Consider the following 24,153-nt stretch of genomic DNA (forward strand, 5'->3'; position numbering starts at 1 on the left):
GGCTTTTTTTGTACTTTAAATGCAAGGTTTTTCATTTACGTAAGACCAATTCCTAAAAAATGATTTCTATGAAAAAAGTCACATTCCTTATTGCCAGTATCTTTCTTTTCTCACTTCAAGGCGCTTGCAAGCCTTCAAATGAAAGTAATAAACAAGCAGAGGCCTTGGCTCAAAAAGAGCAAATCCCCGTACAGACTGAAACTGAAAATGGTTTAAAAAAAGCATATTTTGCAAGTGGTTGTTTTTGGTGTGTGGAAGCTATTTATGAAAGCGTAAATGGCGTTAAGGAAGCTATTTCTGGCTATAGCGGGGGCGATAGCAAGAATCCTACCTATCAAAATCACGCCGATCATGCTGAAGGCGTTGAGGTTATTTACGATCCAGAAATTGTAAGTTTTAGCCAATTGGTTGATGTGTATTTTGGCTCACAAAATGTAACCCAAGTAAACGGCCAAGGTCCTGACCACGGCAAATCCTATCGTTCGATAATTTTCTATCAAAACGATGAAGAAAAGAAAATTATTGATGAAAAAGTGGCTACCTTAAACAAACAACTAGGCGGAGATAAAGTTGCCGCGCAGGTTTTGCCTTTTCAAAAATTTTGGAAAGCGGAGGCATACCATCAAAACTACGAACGCAACAACCCCGATAATCCGTACATTCAAAATGTTTCTATTCCGCGATTAAATAGATTTAAGGAGAAATTTCCGGAGTTGCTAAAAAAAGAGACAACGCATTAATTCTCATTAAATTTTTAAAATATTATAATTCCACAGCTTCGGGTGTGGAATTTTTTATTGCCTTCACTTCAAAAATCAACGGGTACATTTTGCTTGAAAGCTCAAACATCCCTTTGTCATTTTCAACTAATCCTGGAAAAATATCATAAGGCGAAGCATCGTGCTCTTTTAAGTAAGCAATATGTAGTCCAGCTTCGGAAAGTGAAGAAATCACTTCCCCCAAACTATGGTTCCAGCCGTATTCCTTACTCACCATTTTTGAGTTTTTATCGGCATAGGTTCCTTCATATTCTTCATAAATAGTATCTTTTTGATGGTAGCCATATTTCATCTCTGGAGGTGAAACGGTATAATCAAACATCCAAGCAATGGGATGAAATTCAACAATATATAAGAAACCGCCGGGTTTTAACCGTTCCGAAATCATCTGCGCCCACGGTTTTAAATCGGGCAACCAACCAATCGTTCCATAGCTTGTAAAAACAATATCAAACTTTTCTGAAACATATTTTGAAGTCTCCAAAACATTGCAGCACACAAAGTCCGCATCAAGTTTTAGCTCGGTGTTCAATTGTTTTGCCAATTTGATTCCTTCATCAGAAATATCTACACCCGTACATTTAGCTCCCATTCGCGCAAAACTCAAGGTATCCTGCCCAAAATGGCACTGAAGATGCAAAAGCCGCTTTCCCGAAACATCACCCAAGGCATTAATTTCATATTCATGGAGCGAGGATTTTCCATTGATGAAATTTTCTAAGTCGTAAAATTCACTTTTGGCATGCACAGTTACCTTTGAATTCCAGGTTTTTCGGTTGGTTTCAAATTCTTCGGAATAATTCATTAGCATCTTTTTCCCCAAATATAGCCAATTAACTCAAAAAACACATTTAGTAACATTTTTGATATTTTATTGATAATTTCGTTAAACATGGGTTAAATAAATTGATAAAAGAAAGGTTTTATCGTAGTTTTAATGACACTAACTTTAAAAAACTATCATTATGGGTGACATCATCTGGTTAATTGTAGTACTCCTTATCATAGGATGGCTCGTAGGCTATTTCGGTTTCGGTGAAGCTGTTGGAAGCCTAATTCACATTTTATTGGTCTTGGCAATTATTGGTATTTTATACCGATTGGCAACTGGACGCAGACCTTAAGACAACAAACAAATTATTAACTCTTAAACAAACAATCTAATATGAAAAAAGTATTTTTAATTTTATTTGCAGCAGGATTAATGGCTACAAGCTTTACAAGTTGCCGCGAAAACAAAACAGTTGGCGACGAAATTGAAGACGTTGCGGACGATGTAGAAGACGCAGTGGATTAATTTNACAAGCTTTACAAGTTGCCGCGAAAACAAAACAGTTGGCGACGAAATTGAAGACGTTGCGGACGATGTAGAAGACGCAGTGGATTAATTTTAATGGAAATATTTTATGAAAAAAACCCTTTCAACAATAATTGAAAGGGTTTTTTAAACTTTCTTACTTTGCTATAATAGATTTCCATTCGGGATGTTTATCAATATATTTTTTTATAAAGGGACAAACGGGAATCACTTTCAAACCGCGAAGTTCTATCTGCAGCAAAACTTTTTCCGTCATCTCGCTCGCTATGCCCTGCCCCGCAAGCTCTTTGGGAACTTCCGTGTGGTTTAATGATAAAATGCCTGGCTGCACGGAATATTCAATAATAGCTTTATGGCCATCTTCTTCGGCCTCGAACCTATTTGTTTCTTTGTTATCTATCACACGCATTGCAATGGGGAGTTAACTTAGTTCAACACAATAAAAATACAAAAAATATGAAAGCCAAAAGTATTCTTTACTTTTACAGAAAACATACTGAATATGAAAATCTCTTATACCATCCTGACCGTATTTTTAGTTTTTTTGAGCTGCAATAACAGCCAAAAATCTTCGGAAGTTGAATTAATTGACGAAAAAGATTCTCTTCAAAATTTAGACATTAGGCATCAAATAGCAAACGCTAACGGTTATGAAAATTGGAAAGACGTTTCAGAATTAGCTTTCACTTTCAATGTAGATCGCGGTGAAAACCATTTTGACCGAGCTTGGATTTGGAAGCCAAAAACAGGGTCCGTTTCAATGATTTCGGCTACGGACACCATACATTATAACCGTTCAAAAATGGATAGCATTGTTATGAAAACTGACGCAGCTTTTATTAATGATAAATATTGGCTACTGGCACCTTTTCAATTGCTTTGGGATAAAGGAATTACTTTTTCGGAAAAAGAAAATGCTGTTGCGCCAATTTCTAAAGACACTTTAGCTCAATTAACAATTGTTTACGGAAACGATGGAGGCTATACCCCTGGCGATGCTTATGATTTTTTCTACGACCACGATTTCAAAATAAAGGAGTGGAACTATAGAAAAGGAAATACAGAGGCGCCCTCTATGAGTACTACCTGGGAAGATTATGAAAATTTCAGTGGAATTGAAATTGCAAAAATGCATAAGGATAGCACTGGCGGTTTTAAGTTGTATTTCAGTAATATTTCGGTTAAAAAAGAAACAGCCAATTAAACGAATTTTAATTCCTATTTTTGTGAAAAGCCGATAAAATTCAACACAACCCAATGTTCCAAAATTCTTTAGAATACGCAAAAAAACAAGATGCCGAAGATGCTTTAGCGTCTTTCAGAAACAAGTTTCATATTCCAAAAAATACGTCCGGTGAAGCACTTGTTTATCTCTGCGGAAATTCCCTTGGGCTGCAACCCAAAATTACTTCAAAATATATAAAAGAAGAACTTGCCGATTGGGCAAATTTAGGTGTTGAAGGCCACGTGGAAGGCAAACATCCTTGGCTACCCTACCACGAATTTCTGACAGAAAATATGGCGAAAATCGTTGGCGCGAAACCTTCGGAAGTAGTTGTAATGAATACGTTGACAACAAACCTTCACTTAATGATGGTTTCCTTTTTTCAACCCACAAAAACGAAATATAAAATTGTGGTTGAAAGCGATGCTTTTCCAAGTGATAAATATGCAGTTGAAAGCCAACTGAAATATCACGGAATTGACCCGAAAGACGGATTAATTCTTTGGAAACCGAGAAAGGGCGAGGAACTTTGCCGTTTTGAGGATTTGGAGGAAATAATGAAAAATCACGGAAACGAAATTGCTTTGCTAATGATTGGCAGTACCAATTATTACACAGGCCAATCCTTTCCGCTCAAAAAAATTACCGAACTCGGCCATAAATATAATTGTATGGTCGGTTTTGATTTGGCGCACGGCGCAGGAAATATTCAGCCAAACCTTCACGAAACGGGAGCAGATTTCGCCGTTTGGTGTACCTATAAGTATTTAAACAGCGGCCCGGGAAGTTTGGGCGGGTGTTTTGTTCACGAACGCCACGCAAACAATGAAAAACTAAATCGATTTGCAGGTTGGTGGGGGCACAACAAAAAAACGCGTTTCAATATGCGGCACGAATTTGATGCCTTGCCTGGCGCAGAGGGTTGGCAATTAAGCAATCCGCCAATTTTATCGATGGCGGCCATTCGTGCATCATTGGATACTTTTGCGGAAGCTGGTTTTGAAAATCTTCGGAAGAAATCTGAAAAACTTACTGGATTTTTAGAGTTTCTATTGGATGAAATGAAAAACGAATCCATCAATGTAATCACTCCAAGAAATCCCGAGGAACGCGGCTGCCAACTTTCAATTCAAGTGAAAAATGCCGATAAAAATTTACACACAAAACTAACCCAAGCTGGTGTGATAAGTGATTGGCGCGAGCCGGATGTAATCCGTGTTGCCCCTGCCCCACTTTACAATAGTTTTGAGGATGTGTTTCGATTTTCGGAAAAATTAAAGGAAATTTTAAACTGACCTGCAAGATGTTGCCGCAGGCCTCCTTGTAGGTCTTCAAGTTAAAGATTTAAATACTACAAGGTTTTGAAAATCTTGCATGATTGAATAAAAAAAAATAGACAATGAACAATATCCTAATAATCGGCGCCGGACTCTGCGGAAGCCTTCTCGCACTGCGAATGGCACAACGCGGTTTTGAAGTAACCTTAGTAGAAAAACGGCCCGATTTGCGAAAAGTAACCCAAGACGCGGGACGCTCCATAAACTTAGCGTTGAGCGATCGCGGTCTGCGTGGATTGCGACTTGCGGGAGTTGAGGAAGAAGCAAAAAAACTCTGCATCCCAATGAACGGGCGGATGATTCACGACAAAGCTGGAAACACTTTTTTAAGTCCGTACAGCGGTAGAAAAGATGAATACATCAACTCCATTTCGCGACCCGGTTTGAATATGCTTCTTTTGGACGAAGCGGAAAAAATGCCCAACGTGCAACTCATTTTCAACCACGCTTGTGAAGAAGTTGATTTGGAAAATGCTTCTGCAATTTTCAGAGATTTCAATTCAAAAAAAGAAACCAGGATAATCGCTGATGTTATTTTCGGAACCGACGGAGCGGGCTCGGTAGTTCGAAAAAATATGTTTGAAAGCCATAAGTTTCTTTTCAGTTTTTCGCAGCAATGGCTAAGTCACGGTTATAAAGAACTTGAAATTCCAGCCGCAGAAAACAACGGATATAGAACTTATAAAAACGCTTTGCATATTTGGCCACGCGACGAAGATATGTTGATCGCACTTCCAAATCTCGACGGAAGTTTTACGGTTACCTTATTTCTTCCGTATGAAAACAGCGAATATTGTTTTGCGAATTTGACTTCGCCGGAAATGGTTCACGAATATTTTAACAAAGAATTTCCCGATGTGGTGGAAATGATCCCAAACCTTGCGGATGAATTTTTTACCAATCCCATCGGTCCGTTGGGAACGGTAAAATGTTCGCCCTGGAATGCCTTCGGAAAAGTACTTTTGTTGGGCGACGCTGCGCACGCAATCGTTCCATTTTACGGACAGGGAATGAACGCTTCCTTTGAAGATGTGGTAGTTTTTGATGAAATTCTTGAGAAATATGTCCCATCCCAGCCTTCCCAAAGGGAAGGAGTTAATTGGGAAATGATTTTTAAGGAATACGAAGCGCTTCGGAAAAAAGATACAGACGCGATTGCAGATTTGGCGGTAGATAATTTCCACGAAATGAAGGAACACACCGCGATGGAAATTTTTCAAAGAAAAAGAAAATTGGAAACCGCTTTTGAAGCTGAATTTCCCGAAGAATATTACAGCAAATATTCTTTGGTTACCTTTAAGGAATCAATTACCTATTCCGAAGCATTGAAACGCGGACGCGCACAGGACAAAGCGATTTTAAATCTTTTGGACGACGGAAAAATCAGAGAAGAAATGTCGTTAAAAGAAAAACTGGAACTAGTAAAAAAAGAAACCGAAGCCATCCTTCACGATGATGAAGTGGCTTTTGGGTAAAACATAAATTATGAGTAACAAAAGCAGATTAGTAGAAGGAAAAGCAACGCCTCGTGGTGCATATCCGCACGTAAAGCGCGTGGGCGATTTTATATTTATTAGCGGCACAAGTTCGCGTTTGCCGGACAACACCTTTGCCGGCGTAAATAAAATTGACGAAATGGGAACGATGCATTTCGATATAAAAGAACAAACCCGCGCCGTACTTGAAAATATAAAAGACTATTTAGCCACCGAAGGCGCAACAATGGCCGATGTTGTGGACGTAACCAGCTTTTTGGTAAATATGAATGACTTTGCAGGCTACAATCAAGTGTACGCTGAATATTTTAACAAGGAAACGGGACCAACGCGCACCACTGTTGCCGTGCATCAATTGCCGCATCCGTATTTGGTGGTAGAGATTAAGGCGATGGCTTATTCTCCAGTTAAGAGTTAAGAGTGCAGAGTTATGAGTGAAATGCAAAAAATTCTAAACTACATAAACGGCGAATATGTTGAACCACTTTCCAAAAAATGGTTGGATAATTACAATCCTTCCAATGGCGAAGTGTATTCACAAATCGCAAATTCAAATGCGGAGGATATTGAAAGTGCATACCAAGCTGCAAAAGCAGCTTTTCCAAAATGGAGCAACACAACCATTGACGAACGTAGCAGAATTCTACTAAAAATTGCAGATTTAATTGATGAAAAATTAGTTGAATTGGCCGAAGCCGAAGCAAAAGACAATGGAAAACCTTTGAGTTTGGCGTTGGCTGTTGATATTCCACGGGCGTCCGCGAACTTTCGTTTTTTCGGAAATGCAATTACACAATTCGCCAGCGAAGCGCACGAAAGTGTTGGTTTGAATACCATTAATTTTACGTTGCGCCAACCTATTGGTGTAGTCGGTTGTATTTCGCCATGGAATCTTCCATTGTATTTATTTTCGTGGAAAATCGCCCCGGCAATAGCTGCAGGAAATACTGTGGTTGCAAAACCCAGTGAAATCACGCCACTTACGGCTTTTCTCTTAGGTGAAATTTGCACCGAAGCTGGTTTGCCAAAAGGAGTTTTGAATATTGTGCACGGTACGGGTCCTTCTGCAGGACAGGCGATTGTGGAACATAAAAACATAAAAGCCATTTCATTCACGGGTGGAACAAAAACGGGCGAACACATTGCCCGAACGGCAGCGCCAATGTTTAAAAAATTATCGTTGGAACTCGGTGGAAAAAACCCAAACCTCATCTTCGCAGACTGTGATTATGAAAAAATGTTGGAAGTTACCGTGCGTTCTTCCTTCGCAAATCAAGGCCAGATCTGCCTTTGCGGAAGTAGAATTTTTGTTGAAAAACCGATTTACGAAAAATTCAAAAAAGATTTTGTTGAAAAAGTAAAACAACTCAAAATAGGAAATCCGTTTGATGCCGAAACAAATATGGGCGCTTTGGTTTCAAAACCGCATTTGGAAAAAGTGGAATCATATATTAAACTCGCCGAAAAAGAAGGTGGAAAAATTCTTTACGGTGGAAATAAAGTTACCGTAAAAGGTTTTGAAAACGGTTATTATTTGGAACCAACAATCATTGAAGTTTTTGACGATCAATGCCGCGTAAACCAAGAAGAAATCTTCGGCCCCGTGGTTACGATTATGCCTTTTGAAACTGAGGAAGAAGCTCTGCAAATGGCAAATTCCGTGAAATACGGCTTGTCCTCTACCCTTTGGACTTCAGATTTAAACCGAACGATGCGCATTTCAAAAGAAATTGAAGCCGGAATTGTTTGGGTAAATACCTGGCTAAACCGTGATTTAAGAACGCCGTTCGGCGGAATGAAAGATAGCGGCGTTGGCAGAGAAGGCGGTTTTGAAGCGCTTCGGTTTTTTACGGAGACGAAGAATGTTTGTATAAAATATGAAGCCCCCTAACCCCCGAAGGGGGAATTTGAAATCGAATCTGAAATCAAAATCGAAAGGAATACTCAAACTTAAACTCAACACTGAATACTGAAATATATGAATTTAGACTTAACAGATAAAAACGCAATGGTCTGCGGAAGTACTGCTGGCATTGGAAAAGCAACAGCAATTCAATTGGCAAAATTGGGTGCAACCGTAACGTTGGTTGCACGCGATGAAGCAAAACTGAAAGAAACCTTAATTGATCTTCCACACGAAAGAGGTCAAAAACATAATTATTTTGTAGCAGACTTCACCAAATCCGAAGAAGTAAAAACGAAAGCTGAATTGGCCGTTTCCAACAAAACATTCCATATTTTGGTGAACAACACGGGCGGTCCCAAAGGCGGCCCAATCTTTTCGGCAGCCCCTGAAGAATTTGAAAAAGCATTTTCAATGCACCTAATTTGCAACCAAATTTTGGCGCAAGCCGTTGTTCCCGGAATGAAAGAAGCTGATTACGGAAGGATTATAAACATAATTTCAACTTCAGTAAAACAGCCTATTGATGGACTCGGCGTTAGTAACACCATTCGTGGCGCAGTTGCGAGTTGGAGTAAGACTCTTGCCAATGAACTGGGACAATTCGGAATAACGGTTAATAACGTTTTGCCAGGTTTTACAGCAACTGACAGACTAGAAGACATTGTTAGTAACGCTGCAAACCGAATGAACAAAACCGAAAAAGAAGCGAGCGAGTTTATGAAAAGTTTGGTTCCAGCAAGACGTTTTGCCCAACCTGGAGAAATTGCAAACGCCGTGGCTTTTTTAGCGAGTGAAGCGGCAAGCTACATCAACGGAATTAATCTGCCCGTTGATGGCGGGCGCACTAAAAGTTTATAACTTTAACGGTTTATGGGACGCTCATTTTTTCAAAAATTCGGTAAGATTTTAATAGAACTCCTAATTGTTTTTGTAGGGGTTTATTTGGCGTTTCAGTTAAACAACTTTAAAGAAGAAAAAGAAAAGGCAAGCATCAAAAATAATTATTACCGCGTACTTGCAAACGAGTTTGAATCAACTGCTAATAATCTAAAACAGGTATCTTCACAATTAAATGAGTTTATTTCACTTATTGAAAGCGGGAAAGAACCATCACTTTTAAATGTCCAAAAACTAGATTTGAATGATAATATGTATATTTTGAAATCTGCTTTTAATTCTGGATATTTCGAAAACATCGATTCAAAATATATCAATAATATTGCTCGTGGCTCCAATTATCTGACAAAAGTGGCCACTTTGCTGGACAATTATAATCGTAGGGTGGAAAGTGTGCTAATCATAAACGATTTTAACAATTCAGTATTTTACAATGAAGATGGTTCTTTAAAAAATAATTATGGATGGTGTAAAGAAGATTTAAAATATATAAATTACTATTTGCAAATGCTTCAAAAAGTAATTGTTGAAGAAGCTATTCCCGACACAAAATCATTGACAGAATGAAACGAAAACTCCGCATTAACGGCCACTCACACTTACTTCCCTACCCTGAGGAGATCCCCCAGTTTATGCAGGACAAGGGCATTTTTTGGGTAGATAAAGACCGAAAATTTATGCTCCAAAAAGATTGGAGCCGCCCAGTTACAGATTCCAGTTTCTTTTTAAATGAAAAGCTGGAATGGATGGAGCGGTTCAAAATAGACCATGCCGTGGTTTTGAACCTTTCCCAACTTTATGGAAACGGGCTACGTGTAGAGGAAATGAAACAGGCGCTTCGGTTTCAAAATGATTTTAATGCAAAAGTACAGCAAGACCATCCTTCAAAATTTACCTGCGGTTTTGTGGTGCACCCCGGTTTTGTGCGCGGTGCGCTTTGGGAAATGGAGCGTTGTGTGGAAGAGCTTGGAATGCAGTTGCTGTGTTTGCCAACGCACTATATGGACACCATTGGTACTTGGCGCTGTATTTTTGACGAAGAAAACGAACCCATTTTTGAACTGGCCTCAAAATATAATTTAGCCGTAGAAATACATCCCTACGACGGTGAAAAATTTATAAAACTTGAAAATACTGCTTGGCGTTTTCACCTAATTTGGATGCTTGCGCAATGTGCCGATGCCTATCACTTTTTAACCCTGAATGGTTACGCAGACAAATATCCGGGAATGCGAACTTGCTTCGCCCACGGCGGCCAATTGGCACAGATAAATTTAGGACGAAGAATTCAAGGTTTTGATGGTCGTCCCGATCTTTTCAAAGGAAAAGTACATCCGCGGAAATCTGTTGGCCACAAAAACATCTTTTTCGATACTTTGGTACACGATACTGGCTCACTGGAATTGGTCGTAAAAAACCAAGGCGCAAAACAAGTTCTGGTGGGGCTTGACGATCCCTACCCGCTTGGTGAAATGGAAAGCGCCCCACAATCCTCCTACCCTGGTAAAATTTTGGATCTGGCTTTGGAACGCAAAATCGTAACCCAAGAACAGGCAGACGCTATGTGGGAAGACAACGTGATACAATGGCTCTGCGGTGACGATGAAGCTGCCAAAAAGAAATTAGTTGAAAGAATTCTAGGTTAAACATGACCGAAGTAGCCAAATTTTATATCCTATCACATATTTGCATTGCCTTTATTGGTGGAGTTTTACTGCTCGCACTTTGGTATAACATCCGAGCACGGTTTCGTCAGCTTTTGGAGGAAGATGACTCACAAAAGCGCGTGGATAAAGGACTACTTTACTTAAGCATGGCAATGTTTGTTTGGGTAATTTCTGGGTGCTGGATTTTCGGTGGAACAATATTCAACACTACAGAAACCCAAGGCTACCAATTGGCAATAAATTTGTTTTCCATCGTAAACAATATGTTTTTATTGTTGGCACTTTTCTATTTTTATTACGCCCCAAAGTTTATATATCACAATAAAAAGAATATCAAGAAAATAATCTGGGTCATTATTTTCACCTCTGTCATCACTTTTGCGCTGCCTTTTATTTTAAAAGAAAGCAATGTTGTAAATGGAATTCGCATAAGCGCTGTTCCAGATTTATTGCTCTCTGCCTTTCTTTGCTATTTATTGGGTGTTTCTTTTTTTAGAACCTTTGTTTATAGGGGTTTGAAGATTATCGGCTATATTTCTGTATTAGTAATACTGCTTATTTTTGTATCGCAGATTTCCGAGGTATTTTTAACCTTTGGAAACGACTTTAGCAACAATTTCATAAAGATTATCGCCAAAACATCATTGATTTCCATCTTTTTGGTTTTGGCGACAACTTGGGTTATTCGGCTTGCGAGCACCCCAAAACCGAACGAAATTACTATTCACTTTCTCGATTGGAGCTTGGTGAAATTGAATATTCCAACGAAAAATATTTACGACCAAACTATCGATTTCGGTTCAAAAACAACGCAGTATAAAAATTTATTGAAATTCGCTATCCGTAGAAAATATGCCGAAGGCGATTCACAAACCATTCCCGTAAATCTTGGGGGTGAAATAAAAAACCAAACTTATTTAACGCGAATTATTGAAAACATAAACGATATACTTCAACTTGACGATTCCCAAAAACTCGATCGTCGCGATCTTTTCACTTTTATTGGCGAAAGCAAATACAGACTGCGGATTGTTCCGAATAACATTTCAATCGACAAAAGACTGCTGGAAGAATTCTCCGAAAGTGCTGAAAACAAAGATTACAAAGCGTTTTGTAATTCATTGTAACCGCATTCACAATTAATCACAATCCATTATTTTTTAGTATTATTTAAAACAGCAAACCCATCAGTTTGCAATCTGTTTTACATTGCTCCAAATTAAAAATCCAACTATGAGCAAAGTAATTTCCGAGGCAGAACAACCTCAACTTTTCGGCCACCCAAAAGGACTTCTTTATCTATTTTTTGCAGAATTGTGGGAACGATTTTCCTTTTACGGAATGCGCGCTTTGCTCGTTCTTTATATGACCAAACATCTTTTGTACGATGACGATATGGCTTTTGGCGTTTATGCTGCCTATATGTCCTTGGTTTATGTAACGCCAATGATTGGTGGGATTTTGGCAGATAAAATTTTAGGTTATAGAAAAGCAATCATTCTCGGCGGAATATTAATGGTTTTTGGTCACTTTTTTCTTTCCATTGAAATGCCCATTTTCTTTTATGGGTCGTTGGGTTTGATAATTGTTGGCAATGGTTTTTTCAAACCAAATATTTCATCATTTGTTGGAGAGTTATACGCCCAAGGTGACGCACGGCGCGATTCAGGCTTTACAATTTTCTATCTCGGAATAAATTTGGGAGCAGCAATAGCACCACTTTTATGCGCTTGGTTCGCTATAACTTACGGTTGGCATTACGGTTTTGTTTTGGCGGGAATAGGAATGGTTGTCGGGCTTTTGGTTTTCAGAAGTGGTTTAAAAAATAATGTCTTTGGAAATAAAGGATTTGTACCAAATCAGCAAGTTTACGATCAAAGATCGTTTGGTTTAAATAGAGGAAAATTAATTGTTTTGGCTTCAATCGTTTCGGTTGGAATTTTCGCGACGCTTGTCCGTTTTAATGAATTTGAAGGCTATTTAGTGTGGATTGTTTCGGCATTTTTAGTTTTTTATATCGGATATATCATCTCAAAAGTCAGTTCCAAAGAGAAGAAACGTTTATTGGTGGCGGTTTACTTTACCGTTTTATACACTTTCTTCGCCGCAATTTTTGAACAGGCAGGAAGTTCCTTGACGCTTTTTGCAGATAGAAATGTGAATTTAGTGGGAATGGATGCTGCAGGAACCAATAGTATAAACGCAGGGTTTATCATTCTTTTTGCTATTCCTTTTTCGATGCTTTGGACGTATTTAAGCAGAAGAAAAATAAACCCGAATTCTGCTGTAAAATTTGGTTTGGGATTGCTATTTCTTGGATTAGGCTTTATCGTTTTTGCCCTTTCGGCCCACAGCGTTGATGATTTTGCGAAAACGTCAATGAGTTATTTAGTTATTGGTTATTTGGTATTGACTATCGGAGAACTGTTCCTCTCTCCTATTGGACTTTCAAAAATGACGGAGCTTTCGCCTTTAAAATATGTGGCTTTCATAATGGGGGTTTGGTTCTCGGCGAATTTTTATGGACACTTTTTCGCGGGAAAAATCGCCAAACTGACAACGGTTTCAGATGGAAGCACAGATGTATTTTCCCAAGGATTCTTCGGAAATATCACGGAATACATTACTGATTTGACTCCACAAATTGCCTCACAAAACGGCGATGCTTTTCAGCAATTATTTTCGTATGTTTCAGTGTATGCAAGTTTTGGGGTAATTAGCGTGATTGTAGGTATATTTGCAATACTCATTTCGCCAATTATAAAAAAGATGATGGGCGGTATTCACTAAAAATTTCAAAATGGATTTCCTTCCCGAAAAGTTAAACGATTACGTTGAAAAACATTCGCAACCCGAACCAGAATTGCTTGCAAAACTAAACCGCGAAACCTGGCAAAAAGTGATCGCACCCCGTATGTTGAGCGGGCATTTGCAAGGGCGTGTTTTAAGTATGCTTTCAAAATTAATTCAGCCGAAAAACATACTCGAAATTGGCACTTATACTGGCTATTCAGCTTTATGCTTGGCAGAAGGGATGCAGGAAAACGGAGAACTTCACACGATAGACATAAATGAGGAATTATATGATTTCCAACGAAAATATTTTGATGAATCATCTTTCGGGAAACGGATTTTCCAGCATTTGGGGAATGCTTTGGAATTAATTCCGAAGCTTGACAAAACCTTCGATTTAGTGTTTATTGATGCTGATAAAAACAATTACCCAAACTATCTTGAAATCATTCTTCCGAAGCTTAAAAAAGGTTCTGTTATTTTAAGTGATAATGTACTGTGGAGCGGTAAGGTAGTTGAAAAAGTGAAGGTTGATGATGAAGATACTAAAGCACTTCTTCAGTATAACAAACTATTGAATGAACACCCTAAACTTGAAACCGTGCTTTTACCTATTCGTGACGGATTAACGATTTCAAGAGTTATTTATTAACCTCTTATGTGCTAAAACTTTTTTGCACAGAAAGTAAAAGAAAAGAGCAAAAACCGTTCCCACCAAAGCGCCTACAAGAATATCGCTGGGATAATGCACACCTACATAAATTCGGCTCATTACAAAAATAAGCGGCCATATGTATGCAAGGTATATCCACTTTGTGAATTTTCGCAACACCAAAACCATAAAAGTGGTTATCGCAAAACTGGATGAAGCATGGCCTGAAAAGAAACTGTAATTGGTGGGCTTCTGCAAAATACGGATTAATTCGCCCAAAGCTTCTACATTATTAGGCCGTAAGCGCGCCACATAATCTTTTACAAAACCCGTAAAGAATATGGTTACTCCAAAAGTCAACAAAACAAAAAAGACAATTGTTGCGCCTTTTTTCCATTTGTAATAATAAAATATAAGTATAAAAAAGAGGATGAATAAAGGTGTCCAACTTTCAATCTGGGTAACATAGATCCAAAAGCTATCGAAACGTTCGAAACCTAAACTATTTAAATAAATAAAAAGTTCCCGGTCCCATTGTTTTAGGATTTCGAGCATTTAGAATTTTCTTTTAATAGGGCCCGTAACCTCGTCAACATCTTCTTTCACTTGATCTATCTGCTTCTGGACGTCCTTGGTAATATCTATATCAATGCCCTGTTTTTCGGCACTTTTTGTAATTTCAGATTTAATATCATTAGTGGCATCTTTTACCTGTCGCATTGCCTTGCCCATTCCGCGAGCTATCTCTGGTATCTTGTCGGCGCCAAAGACCAAAAGTACGATGAACAGGATAAAACCTATCTCGGCCCCACTAATAAAAAGAAAAATTGCCTGTGAAATCATAGTGCAAATATACTAACGAGTTATGAGTTATAAAGGATGAGTTATGAGTTTTTATAAAAAACGCACAATACACAAAACCCTTCTACAAAAGATTTTGAAGAAGGGCCTTGTTAAAATATGTTTTGATTAATCGGGGCTTGTTTGGTTTTTAAACTTGTCAAAAGCACCCAGTTTTTTGCGTTTTGGCCAAGTGTTGTTGCTTGTGTCAATGTCAGCAGTTTCCTCATCGGGATCCACTTCAATTTTGGTGATTTCTTTTTCCGATCCAAAAAACTTACCTACAGAAGTATCATTCTTTCGCCATATCTCTGCTGGATAGGTAATTCTTTCCGAAGTTCCATCGCTATAGGTTAATTGTACAATTATTGGCATTGGAATTCCACCTGGTTTTTCAAAAGTTATCTCATAGAAATATCTTGGATTTTTTAAGTTGGCACGCTCTTCCACAGGAATATTATCTGTTATATATTCTTTCAAGGTTTTTACATCCTCAATTTTAACATCGCGCATACTTTCCTCAAAATCATCGCTATCCTCTTTTACAAAATATACCAAAGGCGGCAAATCGCTCTCTTTTATACCATTGGCGTCCATCATTTGTCTGGCTTCTTTGTTTATTTTTGAAGTAACGAAGAATTTTTTAACATCCTTCACCCCAATATCCACATAATCTGTGGTATAAAACCACTCTCTCCAGTACCAATCCAAATCTACTGCGGAAGCATCTTCCATTGTTCTGAAAAAATCCTCGGGCGTTGGGTGTTTGAACATCCAGCGGTTTGCATAGGTTTTAAAGGCGAAGTCAAAAAGTTCACGACCCATAATCGTTTCGCGAAGAATGTTAAGTGCCGTCGCAGGTTTTGCATATGCATTTGCCCCAAAGTTATAAGTATTCAATCCCTTGGTCATTATTGGCGCCAACTGGCTTTGGTCGCCAGCCATATAGTCCACAATTTTGTTTGCAGGACCACGACGTGATGGATATTTTTTGTTTGGTGCAATGGCTTCCGGATATTCCTCACCAAAATCTTGCTCTGCAACGTATTGGGTAAAAGTATTTAATCCCTCGTCCATCCAGGTCCATTGGCGCTCGTCGCTATTTACGATCATCGGGAAATAGTTATGACCCACTTCGTGGATAATCACGCTTATCATTCCATATTTTGTACGATCGCTGATGGTTCCATCCTTGTCTGGTCTTCCATAGTTCCAGCAAATCATGGGGTATTCCATTCCTTGGTTTTTAGCACTTACTGAAATGGCTTTTGAGTACGGATAGTCAAAAGTCATACGTGAATAGGTTTTTAAAGTACTTGCCACTGCACGTGTGGACCAATCTTCCCAAAGCGGGTTAGACTCTGGCGGGTACAAAGAAACTGCCATTACAGAACCACTGCCCATTTTAACGGCCATCATATCCCAAATGTATCTACGTGAAGTTGCAAATGCATAGTCGCGTACATTTTCCGCTTTAAATTTCCAGGTTCTTTTTGCCGTTGAAAACCCTTTTGAGGCAGCTTCGGCCTCGGCTTGGGTTACAATAACAACAGGCTTGTCAAAAGATTTTTGAGCAACTTCGTAACGATTCATCATTTCTTTGGTGAAAATTTCCTTTCTGTTTTGAAGCTCTCCGGTGGCATCCATAATATGGTCAGCAGGAACGGTAATATTTACTTCAAAATTTCCAAAAGGAAGCGCAAATTCATCCCTCCCCCAGAACTGACTGTTTTGCCAACCTTCCACATCGTTGTATACTGCCATGCGCGGATAAAACTGCGCAATTACATAACCACGGTTTCCGTCATCAAAGGTTTCATAACCACTACGGGCACGGTCTACAACGTGGTCATTGATATTATACCACCACTTGATGGAGAATACAAATTTTTCTCCTGGGCTTAAACTCTTCGGCATATCAATGCGCATCATTGTTTGGTTGATGGTATGCTTTAAAGGGTTTCCTTTGGCGTCCTTTACCTCCAAAATATTGAAGCCTCCTTCAAAAGGAGTTCCCATATAATTTTTCACAAAGTTTCCGGCCATATCCCCTGGCAATGCATCAGACGGTTCAATTAAAGGCGATTTGGAATCTTTTGCCCTTTTATTCTGGTCTAATTGCACCCATAGATATTCCAAAACATCGGGTGAATTGTTTGTATATGTTATAGTCTCAAAACCGGAAAGCTTTTTGTTTTTGTCATCCAGCTCTATGTCCATCACATAATCCGCTTGCTGCTGGTAATAGCTGGGTCCGGGAGCTCCACTTGCAGTCCGAAACATATTTGGTGTTGAAAATTCTTCGTAAAGCTGCTTAAAACGGTTTGTGTTGTAATGACCGGGCTCACGCTTTTGGGAATCAGTTTCATCTTGCGCAGAAACTGCTCCCGCCAAAAGGAAAAGAGCTGTAAGCAGAGGGAGTTAAATAATCGCATACTAATTGGGAAATTTTAAGTGATTTTGTTGATTTAGTTAAATTTTAAAACGCCGTTGGGTTCGTCTTTATCAAGCATCAAACTTTTACGGCTATTTGGGGTTTTTAGGTGAATTATATTTTGTTGTTCGGGAAACATTTCCATCAATATTTTATTTTCTACCTCAAGAGATTTTAAATCGGTTATATTAGCAACTTCTATATAGGCAACGAGCATATCAACATCATATTCTTTCCCTATGTAATCAAGTTTTACGGGCTTTCCGTTCACCTCTATTTTCAGTTTTGAAAGAATATATTTTTTTACATCTTCATCGGTGGCCTTTGTTTCCTTTTTGGAATCAAGTGAAATGGAAGAGTTATAACGCTGCTGAAGCGCATCTTCAATATCATCAGTAAAAATTTTAGTTATTATTTGAAGTGATTTTTTCTCCTTTACATATTCAATTTTTGTGATGCTCACATAAAATTTGTGCGCCGTAGTAGCTGAAAATAGTGGAAAAACTAGCAATAAAAGGAGAATTCTAAAATACTTCATATAAAAATAAGCAAACTAATGGAACATTAGACGGTTTCCGAAAGGCTATGTTACAAAAATCATTCTTTATTTTTTTCGGATAGACGATTGGTGTAAATCTTTGCTTTTTCATCCAAAATTAACAGTACACTCCCATAGTGCTCTTTTTTAAAATCACTTTCAATGGTGGTCGTTTCAGCACAGAAAAGTAGAAAATCATACACCCTATTTTCAGGAATTCCATAGGTTGTTTTGAAAAATGGAATGGTATAATAATTTAACATTTTTGCCACGGCATTGTTTTCATATTCCCACTTTCTGCGGATTTTTAATGTTTTGTAATATCCAAAAATATGTTTGTAAAGTACCTCAACATCAACAAAAAGAGGTGTTTTCAAAGAGTATATTGGCGCAATTTTTTCTTCTGGTTTTCCTTTAAACCCAGGAATACCAACATCATCAAAATTGATTGGTTTTTCTGTTTTTATCTTATTAAGATCTGCCGCAATGTTGCCCGAAAGGTTTGGTCTTAAAAAAACTTCATCCAACTCATTTACGAGCTCGGTAAGCAGCACCGTTATTACCCCTTTTTCAAATATAGCTTCGGTAACAGCTACTTTTTCGGGCATGTACTTTATGGACGAAAAAAGAAGGGTGTCTCGCGGTTTCACTTTTATTGTAAAATGCCCATTTTCATCGGTAATGGTGTTGAAACGCGAGGAAACGTTCAAAACATGAACACCGTCAATGTCCAGATCGTTGGTAATTTTTCCCTGCAGCGATTTTTCCTGTGCTGTAAGTTGAAATATTCCCAGCATGCAAAAGAGCAAAACAAAAATGTTTCTATTACTCGTCACGCTCTTTATATTCCTTACTTTTTTTAAATAGAAATTCCATGAGTTGCATTTCGTTTTCGGGCTTCAATAAATCTTTATCCAAGCCATTTTCTTGTGCAAAAAATAGAAAATCAACCGCTTTGTTTTCTGGAATATCAAAATTTGCCGTTATAAAATCCTTGCTAAAGCGCTGCTGTATGTTATTGCTTATGGTGCTTTGGGTTTCCTGCCGTTCCACTATTGAAATCTTTTCACCTTTGGGAAAAAGTAAATTTGCAACTCCCCCCAAAAGTGCTAAAATATTTGCACCATTTTTTAGAGCATTGCCGTGAAGCGCTTCCTCTGCAGCGTTGCCGGGAACTGCGGTTTTATCATCGGGCACAAAAGTGTAGCCATACTCCAAGTTTTCATAACTCAAGTCCCAATTTTTTGTAACATTATAAGTAGGGATTTTTTTCACATCTACATTTATGTTTCCGGAAAGATCGTACGGGCGCACTACCACTTCCTCCAATTGGTTGACGGATGGATTCAAGAAAATATTCATCACTTTTCGGGCTATAACCCCTTTATCAACAATAACCGTAAAAGATTGATACTGCAGTGCGGTTATCTGAACGCGGTCGTTTTCTGCCACATCAATTTCGAAAGTTCCGTCGGCATTTGTGATGGTTCCCTTTTGGGAAGAAATATTGTAAACGGAGATTCCTTCCGCATCCTCACCTTGCGGTACATGAATTTTTCCGGAAACTTTGGTACGGTCAATATCTTGCGCCAAAAGTGCGGGAGCAGCAAGGATAAATAATAAGAGTAGTAGTTTTTTTGCCATTCATTAAAAGTACGTATTTGTTTTGTTAGGGAAAAGGTAAAGTTTACGATCTCAATAGTTAAATTTACATTTCAGAAAAATATATAAGATGAAAAACCTAATAATAGCAAGCACCAGCACCGTTTACGGCGGAGATTATTTAGATTATATAACCGATGAAATAGCGGAGCTTTTTAAAGACACCGAAGAAGTAATCTTCATTCCCTACGCCCGTCCGGGCGGCATCAGCCACGACGAATACACAGAAACAGCCGCAAAAGCATTTCAGAAAGTTGGTAAAAAACTGATTGGAATACATACTTTTGACAATCCTGTGGAAGCAATAAAAAATGCAAAAGGAGCTTTTACGGGTGGCGGAAACACCTTTGTTTTGGTTAGCGCGCTCTACCGTTTGGAAATTATGCAACCGCTTCGCGAAGCTATTTTTAATGGGTTACCATATTTAGGCACCAGTGCGGGCAGTAATATTTGCGGGGTTTCCATGCAGACTACCAACGATATGCCGATTGTTTATCCACCTTCGTTTAAAACTTTGGGTTTGATTCCTTTCAACCTCAACCCGCATTATTTGGATCCGGATACGAACAGCAAGCACATGGGCGAAACCCGAGAGACCCGTATTGCGGAATTTCATACGCAAAATACAATTCCGGTTATAGGGCTGCGTGAAGGAAGTTGGCTTCGCGTAAAAGACGATGAAATTATTCTGAAAGGTGCATTGAAAGCCCGTGTTTTTGAACAAGAAAAGGAACCTTATGAGGTGCATAGCGGTACTACACTAGATTTTAAGTAAGTATTTTTATTTTTACGGGAATACGGAGAAGGAATGCCTATCTTCAAAAGTTGTATTAATTAGGTTGTGGATATTTGCTATGGCTTTTTCAGGCTTAAAAACATTTGGGACTCCCTTCGACTTTCCTTTGCTAACTATTTATGTGTTTACCATTATCTAAACTTAACAAAACCCTTAGCTACGGCTGGCATCTCAAAACATAGCTCCTCTAACTATAGGATTTATTGAATTTAGGTTATCAGATTATTACTTTATGCGTACAGATTCCCTCAATTGATCTCTATTTGATTGCCTTGAGATTCAATTTACAATATATAAAGTTAGTATCTATAAACAATACTATAAAGACACTACATACATACTATAAACATACTATATAGATACTATAAACATACTATAGTATTATTATAAATAAGCTACAAGTATTACTTGACCACTCTTCTATCCTATAGCAACGGCATATTTAAATTAGGGGAAGGTTTTCATTTAGAAATTGTGATTTATGAGCGCTAATAACTAATTGTTCTACATTTGGAATTAGAATTTATTCAATTAAAAAAGTTTTGCTTGATGAAGGTAATGGGAACTTTGTTAGAATGTATGTGAGAAATTTAAACCTCTTTCACAAAATGATACCCTTTCGCCACAAAACCTTGATTGTAAAAGAATTTATGTGAAGGAAAGTTGTGCACATAACTATTTAGTTCTACCCAGTTGCAGGACTTTTTCTTGGCATAATCGCTTACAAATTCTACAAGCTTTTTACCAACACCGTGACCTCTGTAGGCATCATCAATAATCACGTGGTCCATCTCCACACTTTTACCCGCATAATGACGGGTTTGGAACCAAAGTCCACAAGTGCCGATTAATTTTTCTGCGTCAAAAATGCCAAGGCATTCGTAATTCTGCTCCACCATTTCCAGCAAACGCTCTTTGATAACAGGTTCTGCAACCGTATTATTTCCCAGTTGTTGCAATAATGGAACAATGCTGAAAATATCTTTTGGGTCAATAATACGGATGGAAATGGCGTTATCTTTCAAAATATTGGTACTTTTAAAACTTCACTAATTCATAAAATGAAGCGCAACGAATTTATTAAAATTTCAAGTATTGCAGGACTCAGTTTGGCAATTTTTCCGCAGTTCTCTTTCAACCATTTTTTAGAAGAATTTACCCGGAACCAACTAATTGGAAAAGGCAACCCAGATATTGTAGGCGATAGCTACACTTCCAAGATGCACAAGACCGCAAAAGAAGCTTTCAATAAAATGAAGGCTGCTGCCGCAAAAGAAAATATAAGCATTGAAGTGGTTTCCGCTTACCGAAGCTTTCAGCGGCAAAAGGAAATTTTTGAGGGAAAATACAAACGTTTTACAAAAGAGGGGTTAACCCCAGAAAAAGCCATCGAAAAAATCATAGAATATTCCACCATTCCCGGTACCTCGCGACATCATTGGGGCACCGATATTGACATTATTGATGCCAACGCTCCACGCCCTGCAAATGTATTGATGCCCGAAAATTTCCACGGAACGGGACCTTTTTGCAAGTTGAAAATGTGGCTAAATGAAAATGCAGAAAAATTCGGCTTTTACGAAGTTTATACCGACAACGGCAACCGAAAAGGATTTAAATACGAGCCGTGGCATTTCAGTTACGCACCAGTTTCCGGCCCAATGTTGAAAGCCTATAAAGAACAAATTGATGTAAAAAAAATGCTTTCCGAAGAAAAGATTTTAGGCAACGAGCATTTTTCAGAAACGTTCATTTCAAAATATGTGAATGAGAATATTTTGGATATCAATCCGAAATTGTTGCAAATGTCATAAATGCGAAAAAAAATCAAAACTGAATTTCAGAACAACCCTTCGTACCTTTACACAATGAATAAAAAAGTACTTTTAATGATACTCGACGGTTGGGGAATTACGCAAGACCCCGCCGTTTCTGCCATTGCTCAGGCCGACACACCTTTTATCGATTCGCTTTATAAAAAATATCCGCACGCACAATTACTTACCCACGGCATGAACGTGGGTCTTCCCAATGGCCAAATGGGAAATAGCGAAGTGGGCCACATGAATTTGGGCGCTGGAAGAATCGTTTATCAGGATCTTGCCAAAATTAATATGGCAGTTGAAAACGGAACGCTAAAGAATGAACCCCAACTGGAAAAAGCATTCAATCACGCAATTTTTCACAACAAAAAAGTACATTTTTTAGGCCTTGTTTCCAACGGGGGCGTACATTCACATATTGACCATTTAAAAGGGCTACTTTCCGCGGCGCACGAATTTGGTGTAAAAAATATGTATGTTCATGCCTTTACCGATGGCCGCGATGTGGATCCACATTCCGGCAAAGGGTTTATTTCAGAACTTCAAAACCATTTGGAAAAATCGGGCGGAAAACTTGCTTCGGTTATTGGCCGCTATTACGCCATGGACCGCGACAAACGTTGGGAACGCGTAAAAAAAGCGTATGATTTGTTGGTCTTCGGAATAGGAAAACCTTCAAAAAATGCGGTAAAAAGTATTGAAGAAAGTTATGCTGAAGGAATTACCGACGAATTCATCGAACCAATTACAATGACCAATACTGAAGGAAAGCCCGTTGCAACCATTGAAAAAGATGATGTAGTAATTTTCTTCAACTTTAGGACCGATCGCGGTAGACAACTCACCGAGGTGTTGACACAAAAAGATTACGAAAGATATGGAATGAAAACGCTTCCGCTTTATTTTGTAACGCTTACAAATTATGATGATTCCTTCGGAAATATCCGCGTGGTTTACAATAAGGAAAACCTGCACGATACCTTGGGCGAAGTTTTGGAAAGCAATAAAAAGAAGCAAATTCGCATTGCGGAAACTGAAAAATATCCACACGTAACCTTTTTCTTTTCAGGCGGTAGGGAAATTCCCTTCGAGGGCGAAAAACGAATCCTTTGTCCTTCGCCCACAGTGGCCACCTACGATTTAAAGCCCGAAATGAGCGCTTACGAACTTCGGGACATGATTCTTCCCGAGATTGAAAAAGAAACTGCCGATTTCATTTGTTTAAATTTTGCAAACCCAGATATGGTAGGCCATACTGGCGTTTTTGAAGCTGCCGTAAAAGCCTGTGAAACTGTGGACAACTGCGCTCGCGCAATCGTGGAGCAAGCCCTGGAAAGCCATTATGTGACAATTATAATTGCAGACCACGGCAATAGCGAAACCATGCGAAACCCCGATGGCTCGCCCAATACGGCACATACCACCAATCCGGTGCCAATCATCATTGTGGATGATGAAATAAAAGCTGTTAAAGATGGTGTTTTGGGAGATATTGCCCCAACAATCCTAAAAATAATGGGTATTGAAAAACCTGAAATTATGACGCAAGATTCGTTGATTGAATAATTGACGAGAATTGGATTTTTTTAAATGCTTCGGAAAGGATGGCTAAATTTCAGAATAAATACAGAATCGAATCGCACAGAAAACCAAATTGGGATTATTCGGAGGCGGGGCATTATTTTATTACAATATGCTGCCAAAACCAAAAGCATTATTTAGGAAAAATAGAGAACCATAAAATGATATTATCCGATTGTGGAAAAATTGTGGAAAGGGAATGGCACGAATCTTTTGCGCTTCGAAAGGAATTATTTTTGGATGAATTTATATTAATGCCGAACCATTTGCACGCCATAATCATTATTGACCCCGTACAGACGCACGGACGTGCGTCTCAATCATATGATAATGAGCAACAATCCTCGGAGGCGCAACAATTCGAGGAAACGCAACAAACTGCGGAGGCGCACGGCCGTGCGCCTCTACG

At 38.7% G+C, this 24,153-nt stretch carries 26 protein-coding genes and 1 pseudogene; 18 read left to right on the forward strand and 9 right to left on the reverse strand.

Features of this window, described 5'->3' with window-relative positions; translation table 11 throughout:
• The first annotated feature begins 68 nt into the window (after positions 1-68).
• Positions 69-740: a peptide-methionine (S)-S-oxide reductase MsrA gene (msrA, locus tag AC58DT_RS02905; protein WP_497215291.1), complete on the forward strand. Its 672-nt coding sequence runs from the start codon at positions 69-71 to the stop codon at positions 738-740.
• A gap of 22 nt (positions 741-762) precedes the next feature.
• Here msrA and AC58DT_RS02910 read toward each other — a convergent pair whose 3' ends face one another.
• Entirely contained in the window at positions 763-1,584 is an 822-nt protein-coding gene (locus AC58DT_RS02910) for a class I SAM-dependent methyltransferase (protein ID WP_497215292.1), read from the reverse strand.
• Between the two features lie 160 nt (positions 1,585-1,744).
• Between AC58DT_RS02910 and AC58DT_RS02915 the strand changes: the two genes are divergently transcribed.
• Together AC58DT_RS02915 and AC58DT_RS02920 are read left to right on the forward strand one after the other, a co-directional pair.
• Entirely contained in the window at positions 1,745-1,903 is a 159-nt protein-coding gene (locus tag AC58DT_RS02915; protein WP_014781235.1) for a lmo0937 family membrane protein, read from the forward strand.
• A 41-nt stretch (positions 1,904-1,944) separates the two neighbouring features.
• Positions 1,945-2,076, forward strand: a complete 132-nt coding sequence (locus AC58DT_RS02920) for a hypothetical protein (RefSeq protein WP_262898442.1) — start codon at positions 1,945-1,947, stop codon at positions 2,074-2,076.
• Between the two features lie 157 nt (positions 2,077-2,233).
• On the opposite strand, the gene AC58DT_RS02925 is transcribed toward AC58DT_RS02920, so the two are convergent.
• Entirely contained in the window at positions 2,234-2,506 is a 273-nt protein-coding gene (locus AC58DT_RS02925) for a GNAT family N-acetyltransferase (protein ID WP_497215293.1), read from the reverse strand.
• 93 nt (positions 2,507-2,599) lie between these two features.
• On the opposite strand from AC58DT_RS02925, the gene AC58DT_RS02930 reads away from it, so the two are divergent.
• From AC58DT_RS02930 to AC58DT_RS02980, 11 genes are all read left to right on the forward strand, one after another.
• Complete coding sequence (locus AC58DT_RS02930) at positions 2,600-3,301, forward strand: hypothetical protein (RefSeq protein ID WP_497215294.1); 702 nt, start codon at positions 2,600-2,602, stop codon at positions 3,299-3,301.
• Between the two features lie 53 nt (positions 3,302-3,354).
• Positions 3,355-4,617: a kynureninase gene (gene kynU, locus AC58DT_RS02935; protein ID WP_497215295.1), complete on the forward strand. Its 1,263-nt coding sequence runs from the start codon at positions 3,355-3,357 to the stop codon at positions 4,615-4,617.
• 104 nt (positions 4,618-4,721) lie between these two features.
• Positions 4,722-6,134: an FAD-dependent oxidoreductase gene (locus tag AC58DT_RS02940; protein ID WP_497215296.1), complete on the forward strand. Its 1,413-nt coding sequence runs from the start codon at positions 4,722-4,724 to the stop codon at positions 6,132-6,134.
• A gap of 10 nt (positions 6,135-6,144) precedes the next feature.
• Positions 6,145-6,573, forward strand: a complete 429-nt coding sequence (locus AC58DT_RS02945) for a RidA family protein (RefSeq protein WP_497215297.1) — start codon at positions 6,145-6,147, stop codon at positions 6,571-6,573.
• 21 nt (positions 6,574-6,594) lie between these two features.
• Entirely contained in the window at positions 6,595-8,046 is a 1,452-nt protein-coding gene (locus AC58DT_RS02950) for an aldehyde dehydrogenase (protein WP_497215298.1), read from the forward strand.
• A gap of 87 nt (positions 8,047-8,133) precedes the next feature.
• Positions 8,134-8,919 (forward strand): SDR family oxidoreductase, encoded by a 786-nt coding sequence (locus AC58DT_RS02955; RefSeq protein ID WP_497215299.1) that lies wholly within the window; start codon positions 8,134-8,136, stop codon positions 8,917-8,919.
• A 12-nt stretch (positions 8,920-8,931) separates the two neighbouring features.
• Positions 8,932-9,525, forward strand: coding sequence for a hypothetical protein (locus AC58DT_RS02960; RefSeq protein WP_497215300.1), 594 nt, complete (start codon positions 8,932-8,934; stop codon positions 9,523-9,525).
• The gene (locus AC58DT_RS02965; protein ID WP_497215301.1) at positions 9,522-10,604 is read left to right on the forward strand and encodes an amidohydrolase family protein; all 1,083 of its coding nucleotides are present in this window, start codon (positions 9,522-9,524) and stop codon (positions 10,602-10,604) included. Before AC58DT_RS02960 ends, AC58DT_RS02965 begins: the two co-directional genes overlap by 4 nt.
• Positions 10,605-10,606: 2 nt before the next feature.
• Positions 10,607-11,752, forward strand: a complete 1,146-nt coding sequence (locus AC58DT_RS02970; RefSeq protein ID WP_497215302.1) for a hypothetical protein — start codon at positions 10,607-10,609, stop codon at positions 11,750-11,752.
• A gap of 106 nt (positions 11,753-11,858) precedes the next feature.
• On the forward strand, positions 11,859-13,415 hold the full coding sequence (locus tag AC58DT_RS02975; protein WP_497215303.1) for a peptide MFS transporter: 1,557 nt from the start codon (positions 11,859-11,861) through the stop codon (positions 13,413-13,415).
• Between the two features lie 10 nt (positions 13,416-13,425).
• Positions 13,426-14,070, forward strand: a complete 645-nt coding sequence (locus AC58DT_RS02980) for an O-methyltransferase (RefSeq protein WP_497215304.1) — start codon at positions 13,426-13,428, stop codon at positions 14,068-14,070.
• Here the strand turns inward: AC58DT_RS02980 and AC58DT_RS02985 are convergent.
• The 6 genes from AC58DT_RS02985 to AC58DT_RS03010 all read right to left on the reverse strand — a co-directional run bounded on the left by AC58DT_RS02985 (position 14,053) and on the right by AC58DT_RS03010 (position 19,526).
• Complete coding sequence (locus tag AC58DT_RS02985; RefSeq protein ID WP_497215305.1) at positions 14,053-14,625, reverse strand: phosphatase PAP2 family protein; 573 nt, start codon at positions 14,623-14,625, stop codon at positions 14,053-14,055. The two genes, AC58DT_RS02980 and AC58DT_RS02985, sit on opposite strands and share 18 nt — an antisense overlap.
• The gene (locus AC58DT_RS02990; RefSeq protein WP_062622335.1) at positions 14,626-14,913 is read right to left on the reverse strand and encodes a Sec-independent protein translocase subunit TatA/TatB; all 288 of its coding nucleotides are present in this window, start codon (positions 14,911-14,913) and stop codon (positions 14,626-14,628) included. It abuts the gene before it with no gap.
• A 126-nt stretch (positions 14,914-15,039) separates the two neighbouring features.
• Positions 15,040-17,304, reverse strand: coding sequence for a M1 family metallopeptidase (locus AC58DT_RS02995; RefSeq protein WP_497215306.1), 2,265 nt, complete (start codon positions 17,302-17,304; stop codon positions 15,040-15,042).
• Between the two features lie 74 nt (positions 17,305-17,378).
• Positions 17,379-17,882: a DUF6702 family protein gene (locus AC58DT_RS03000; protein WP_497215307.1), complete on the reverse strand. Its 504-nt coding sequence runs from the start codon at positions 17,880-17,882 to the stop codon at positions 17,379-17,381.
• A gap of 59 nt (positions 17,883-17,941) precedes the next feature.
• On the reverse strand, positions 17,942-18,679 hold the full coding sequence (locus tag AC58DT_RS03005; RefSeq protein WP_497215309.1) for a carboxypeptidase-like regulatory domain-containing protein: 738 nt from the start codon (positions 18,677-18,679) through the stop codon (positions 17,942-17,944).
• A 28-nt stretch (positions 18,680-18,707) separates the two neighbouring features.
• The gene (locus AC58DT_RS03010; protein ID WP_497215310.1) at positions 18,708-19,526 is read right to left on the reverse strand and encodes a BamP family beta-assembly machinery protein; all 819 of its coding nucleotides are present in this window, start codon (positions 19,524-19,526) and stop codon (positions 18,708-18,710) included.
• An 88-nt stretch (positions 19,527-19,614) separates the two neighbouring features.
• Here AC58DT_RS03010 and pepE point away from each other — a divergent pair, with 88 nt between their 5' ends.
• Entirely contained in the window at positions 19,615-20,319 is a 705-nt protein-coding gene (gene pepE / locus AC58DT_RS03015) for a dipeptidase PepE (RefSeq protein ID WP_497215311.1), read from the forward strand.
• Between the two features lie 611 nt (positions 20,320-20,930).
• Here pepE and AC58DT_RS03020 read toward each other — a convergent pair.
• Positions 20,931-21,365, reverse strand: coding sequence for a GNAT family N-acetyltransferase (locus AC58DT_RS03020; RefSeq protein WP_497215313.1), 435 nt, complete (start codon positions 21,363-21,365; stop codon positions 20,931-20,933).
• Between the two features lie 36 nt (positions 21,366-21,401).
• Here AC58DT_RS03020 and AC58DT_RS03025 point away from each other — a divergent pair, with 36 nt between their 5' ends.
• From AC58DT_RS03025 to AC58DT_RS03035, 3 genes and pseudogenes are all read left to right on the forward strand, one after another.
• Positions 21,402-22,154: a M15 family metallopeptidase gene (locus AC58DT_RS03025; protein WP_497215314.1), complete on the forward strand. Its 753-nt coding sequence runs from the start codon at positions 21,402-21,404 to the stop codon at positions 22,152-22,154.
• A 54-nt stretch (positions 22,155-22,208) separates the two neighbouring features.
• On the forward strand, positions 22,209-23,729 hold the full coding sequence (gpmI, locus tag AC58DT_RS03030) for a 2,3-bisphosphoglycerate-independent phosphoglycerate mutase (protein ID WP_497215325.1): 1,521 nt from the start codon (positions 22,209-22,211) through the stop codon (positions 23,727-23,729).
• 176 nt (positions 23,730-23,905) lie between these two features.
• Positions 23,906-24,153 (forward strand): annotated as a pseudogene (locus tag AC58DT_RS03035) (hypothetical protein); the annotation flags it as partial.

This window comes from Aequorivita sp. CRS11, from assembly GCF_059693805.1.

Coding starts and splice junctions, on each gene's coding strand:
- AC58DT_RS02950 (WP_497215298.1), top strand. CDS start 6,595: ATGCAAAAAATTCTAAACTACATAAACGGCGAATATGTTGAACCACTT.
- AC58DT_RS02975 (WP_497215303.1), top strand. CDS start 11,859: ATGAGCAAAGTAATTTCCGAGGCAGAACAACCTCAACTTTTCGGCCAC.
- kynU (WP_497215295.1), top strand. CDS start 3,355: ATGTTCCAAAATTCTTTAGAATACGCAAAAAAACAAGATGCCGAAGAT.
- AC58DT_RS02940 (WP_497215296.1), top strand. CDS start 4,722: ATGAACAATATCCTAATAATCGGCGCCGGACTCTGCGGAAGCCTTCTC.
- AC58DT_RS02990 (WP_062622335.1), bottom strand. CDS start 14,913: ATGATTTCACAGGCAATTTTTCTTTTTATTAGTGGGGCCGAGATAGGT.
- AC58DT_RS02965 (WP_497215301.1), top strand. CDS start 9,522: ATGAAACGAAAACTCCGCATTAACGGCCACTCACACTTACTTCCCTAC.
- AC58DT_RS02960 (WP_497215300.1), top strand. CDS start 8,932: ATGGGACGCTCATTTTTTCAAAAATTCGGTAAGATTTTAATAGAACTC.
- AC58DT_RS03025 (WP_497215314.1), top strand. CDS start 21,402: ATGAAGCGCAACGAATTTATTAAAATTTCAAGTATTGCAGGACTCAGT.
- AC58DT_RS02955 (WP_497215299.1), top strand. CDS start 8,134: ATGAATTTAGACTTAACAGATAAAAACGCAATGGTCTGCGGAAGTACT.
- AC58DT_RS02920 (WP_262898442.1), top strand. CDS start 1,945: ATGAAAAAAGTATTTTTAATTTTATTTGCAGCAGGATTAATGGCTACA.
- AC58DT_RS03005 (WP_497215309.1), bottom strand. CDS start 18,679: ATGCTGGGAATATTTCAACTTACAGCACAGGAAAAATCGCTGCAGGGA.
- msrA (WP_497215291.1), top strand. CDS start 69: ATGAAAAAAGTCACATTCCTTATTGCCAGTATCTTTCTTTTCTCACTT.
- AC58DT_RS03000 (WP_497215307.1), bottom strand. CDS start 17,882: ATGAAGTATTTTAGAATTCTCCTTTTATTGCTAGTTTTTCCACTATTT.
- AC58DT_RS02945 (WP_497215297.1), top strand. CDS start 6,145: ATGAGTAACAAAAGCAGATTAGTAGAAGGAAAAGCAACGCCTCGTGGT.
- AC58DT_RS03010 (WP_497215310.1), bottom strand. CDS start 19,526: ATGGCAAAAAAACTACTACTCTTATTATTTATCCTTGCTGCTCCCGCA.
- AC58DT_RS02980 (WP_497215304.1), top strand. CDS start 13,426: ATGGATTTCCTTCCCGAAAAGTTAAACGATTACGTTGAAAAACATTCG.
- pepE (WP_497215311.1), top strand. CDS start 19,615: ATGAAAAACCTAATAATAGCAAGCACCAGCACCGTTTACGGCGGAGAT.
- AC58DT_RS02985 (WP_497215305.1), bottom strand. CDS start 14,625: ATGCTCGAAATCCTAAAACAATGGGACCGGGAACTTTTTATTTATTTA.
- gpmI (WP_497215325.1), top strand. CDS start 22,209: ATGAATAAAAAAGTACTTTTAATGATACTCGACGGTTGGGGAATTACG.
- AC58DT_RS02930 (WP_497215294.1), top strand. CDS start 2,600: ATGAAAATCTCTTATACCATCCTGACCGTATTTTTAGTTTTTTTGAGC.
- AC58DT_RS02925 (WP_497215293.1), bottom strand. CDS start 2,506: ATGCGTGTGATAGATAACAAAGAAACAAATAGGTTCGAGGCCGAAGAA.
- AC58DT_RS02915 (WP_014781235.1), top strand. CDS start 1,745: ATGGGTGACATCATCTGGTTAATTGTAGTACTCCTTATCATAGGATGG.
- AC58DT_RS02910 (WP_497215292.1), bottom strand. CDS start 1,584: ATGAATTATTCCGAAGAATTTGAAACCAACCGAAAAACCTGGAATTCA.
- AC58DT_RS02970 (WP_497215302.1), top strand. CDS start 10,607: ATGACCGAAGTAGCCAAATTTTATATCCTATCACATATTTGCATTGCC.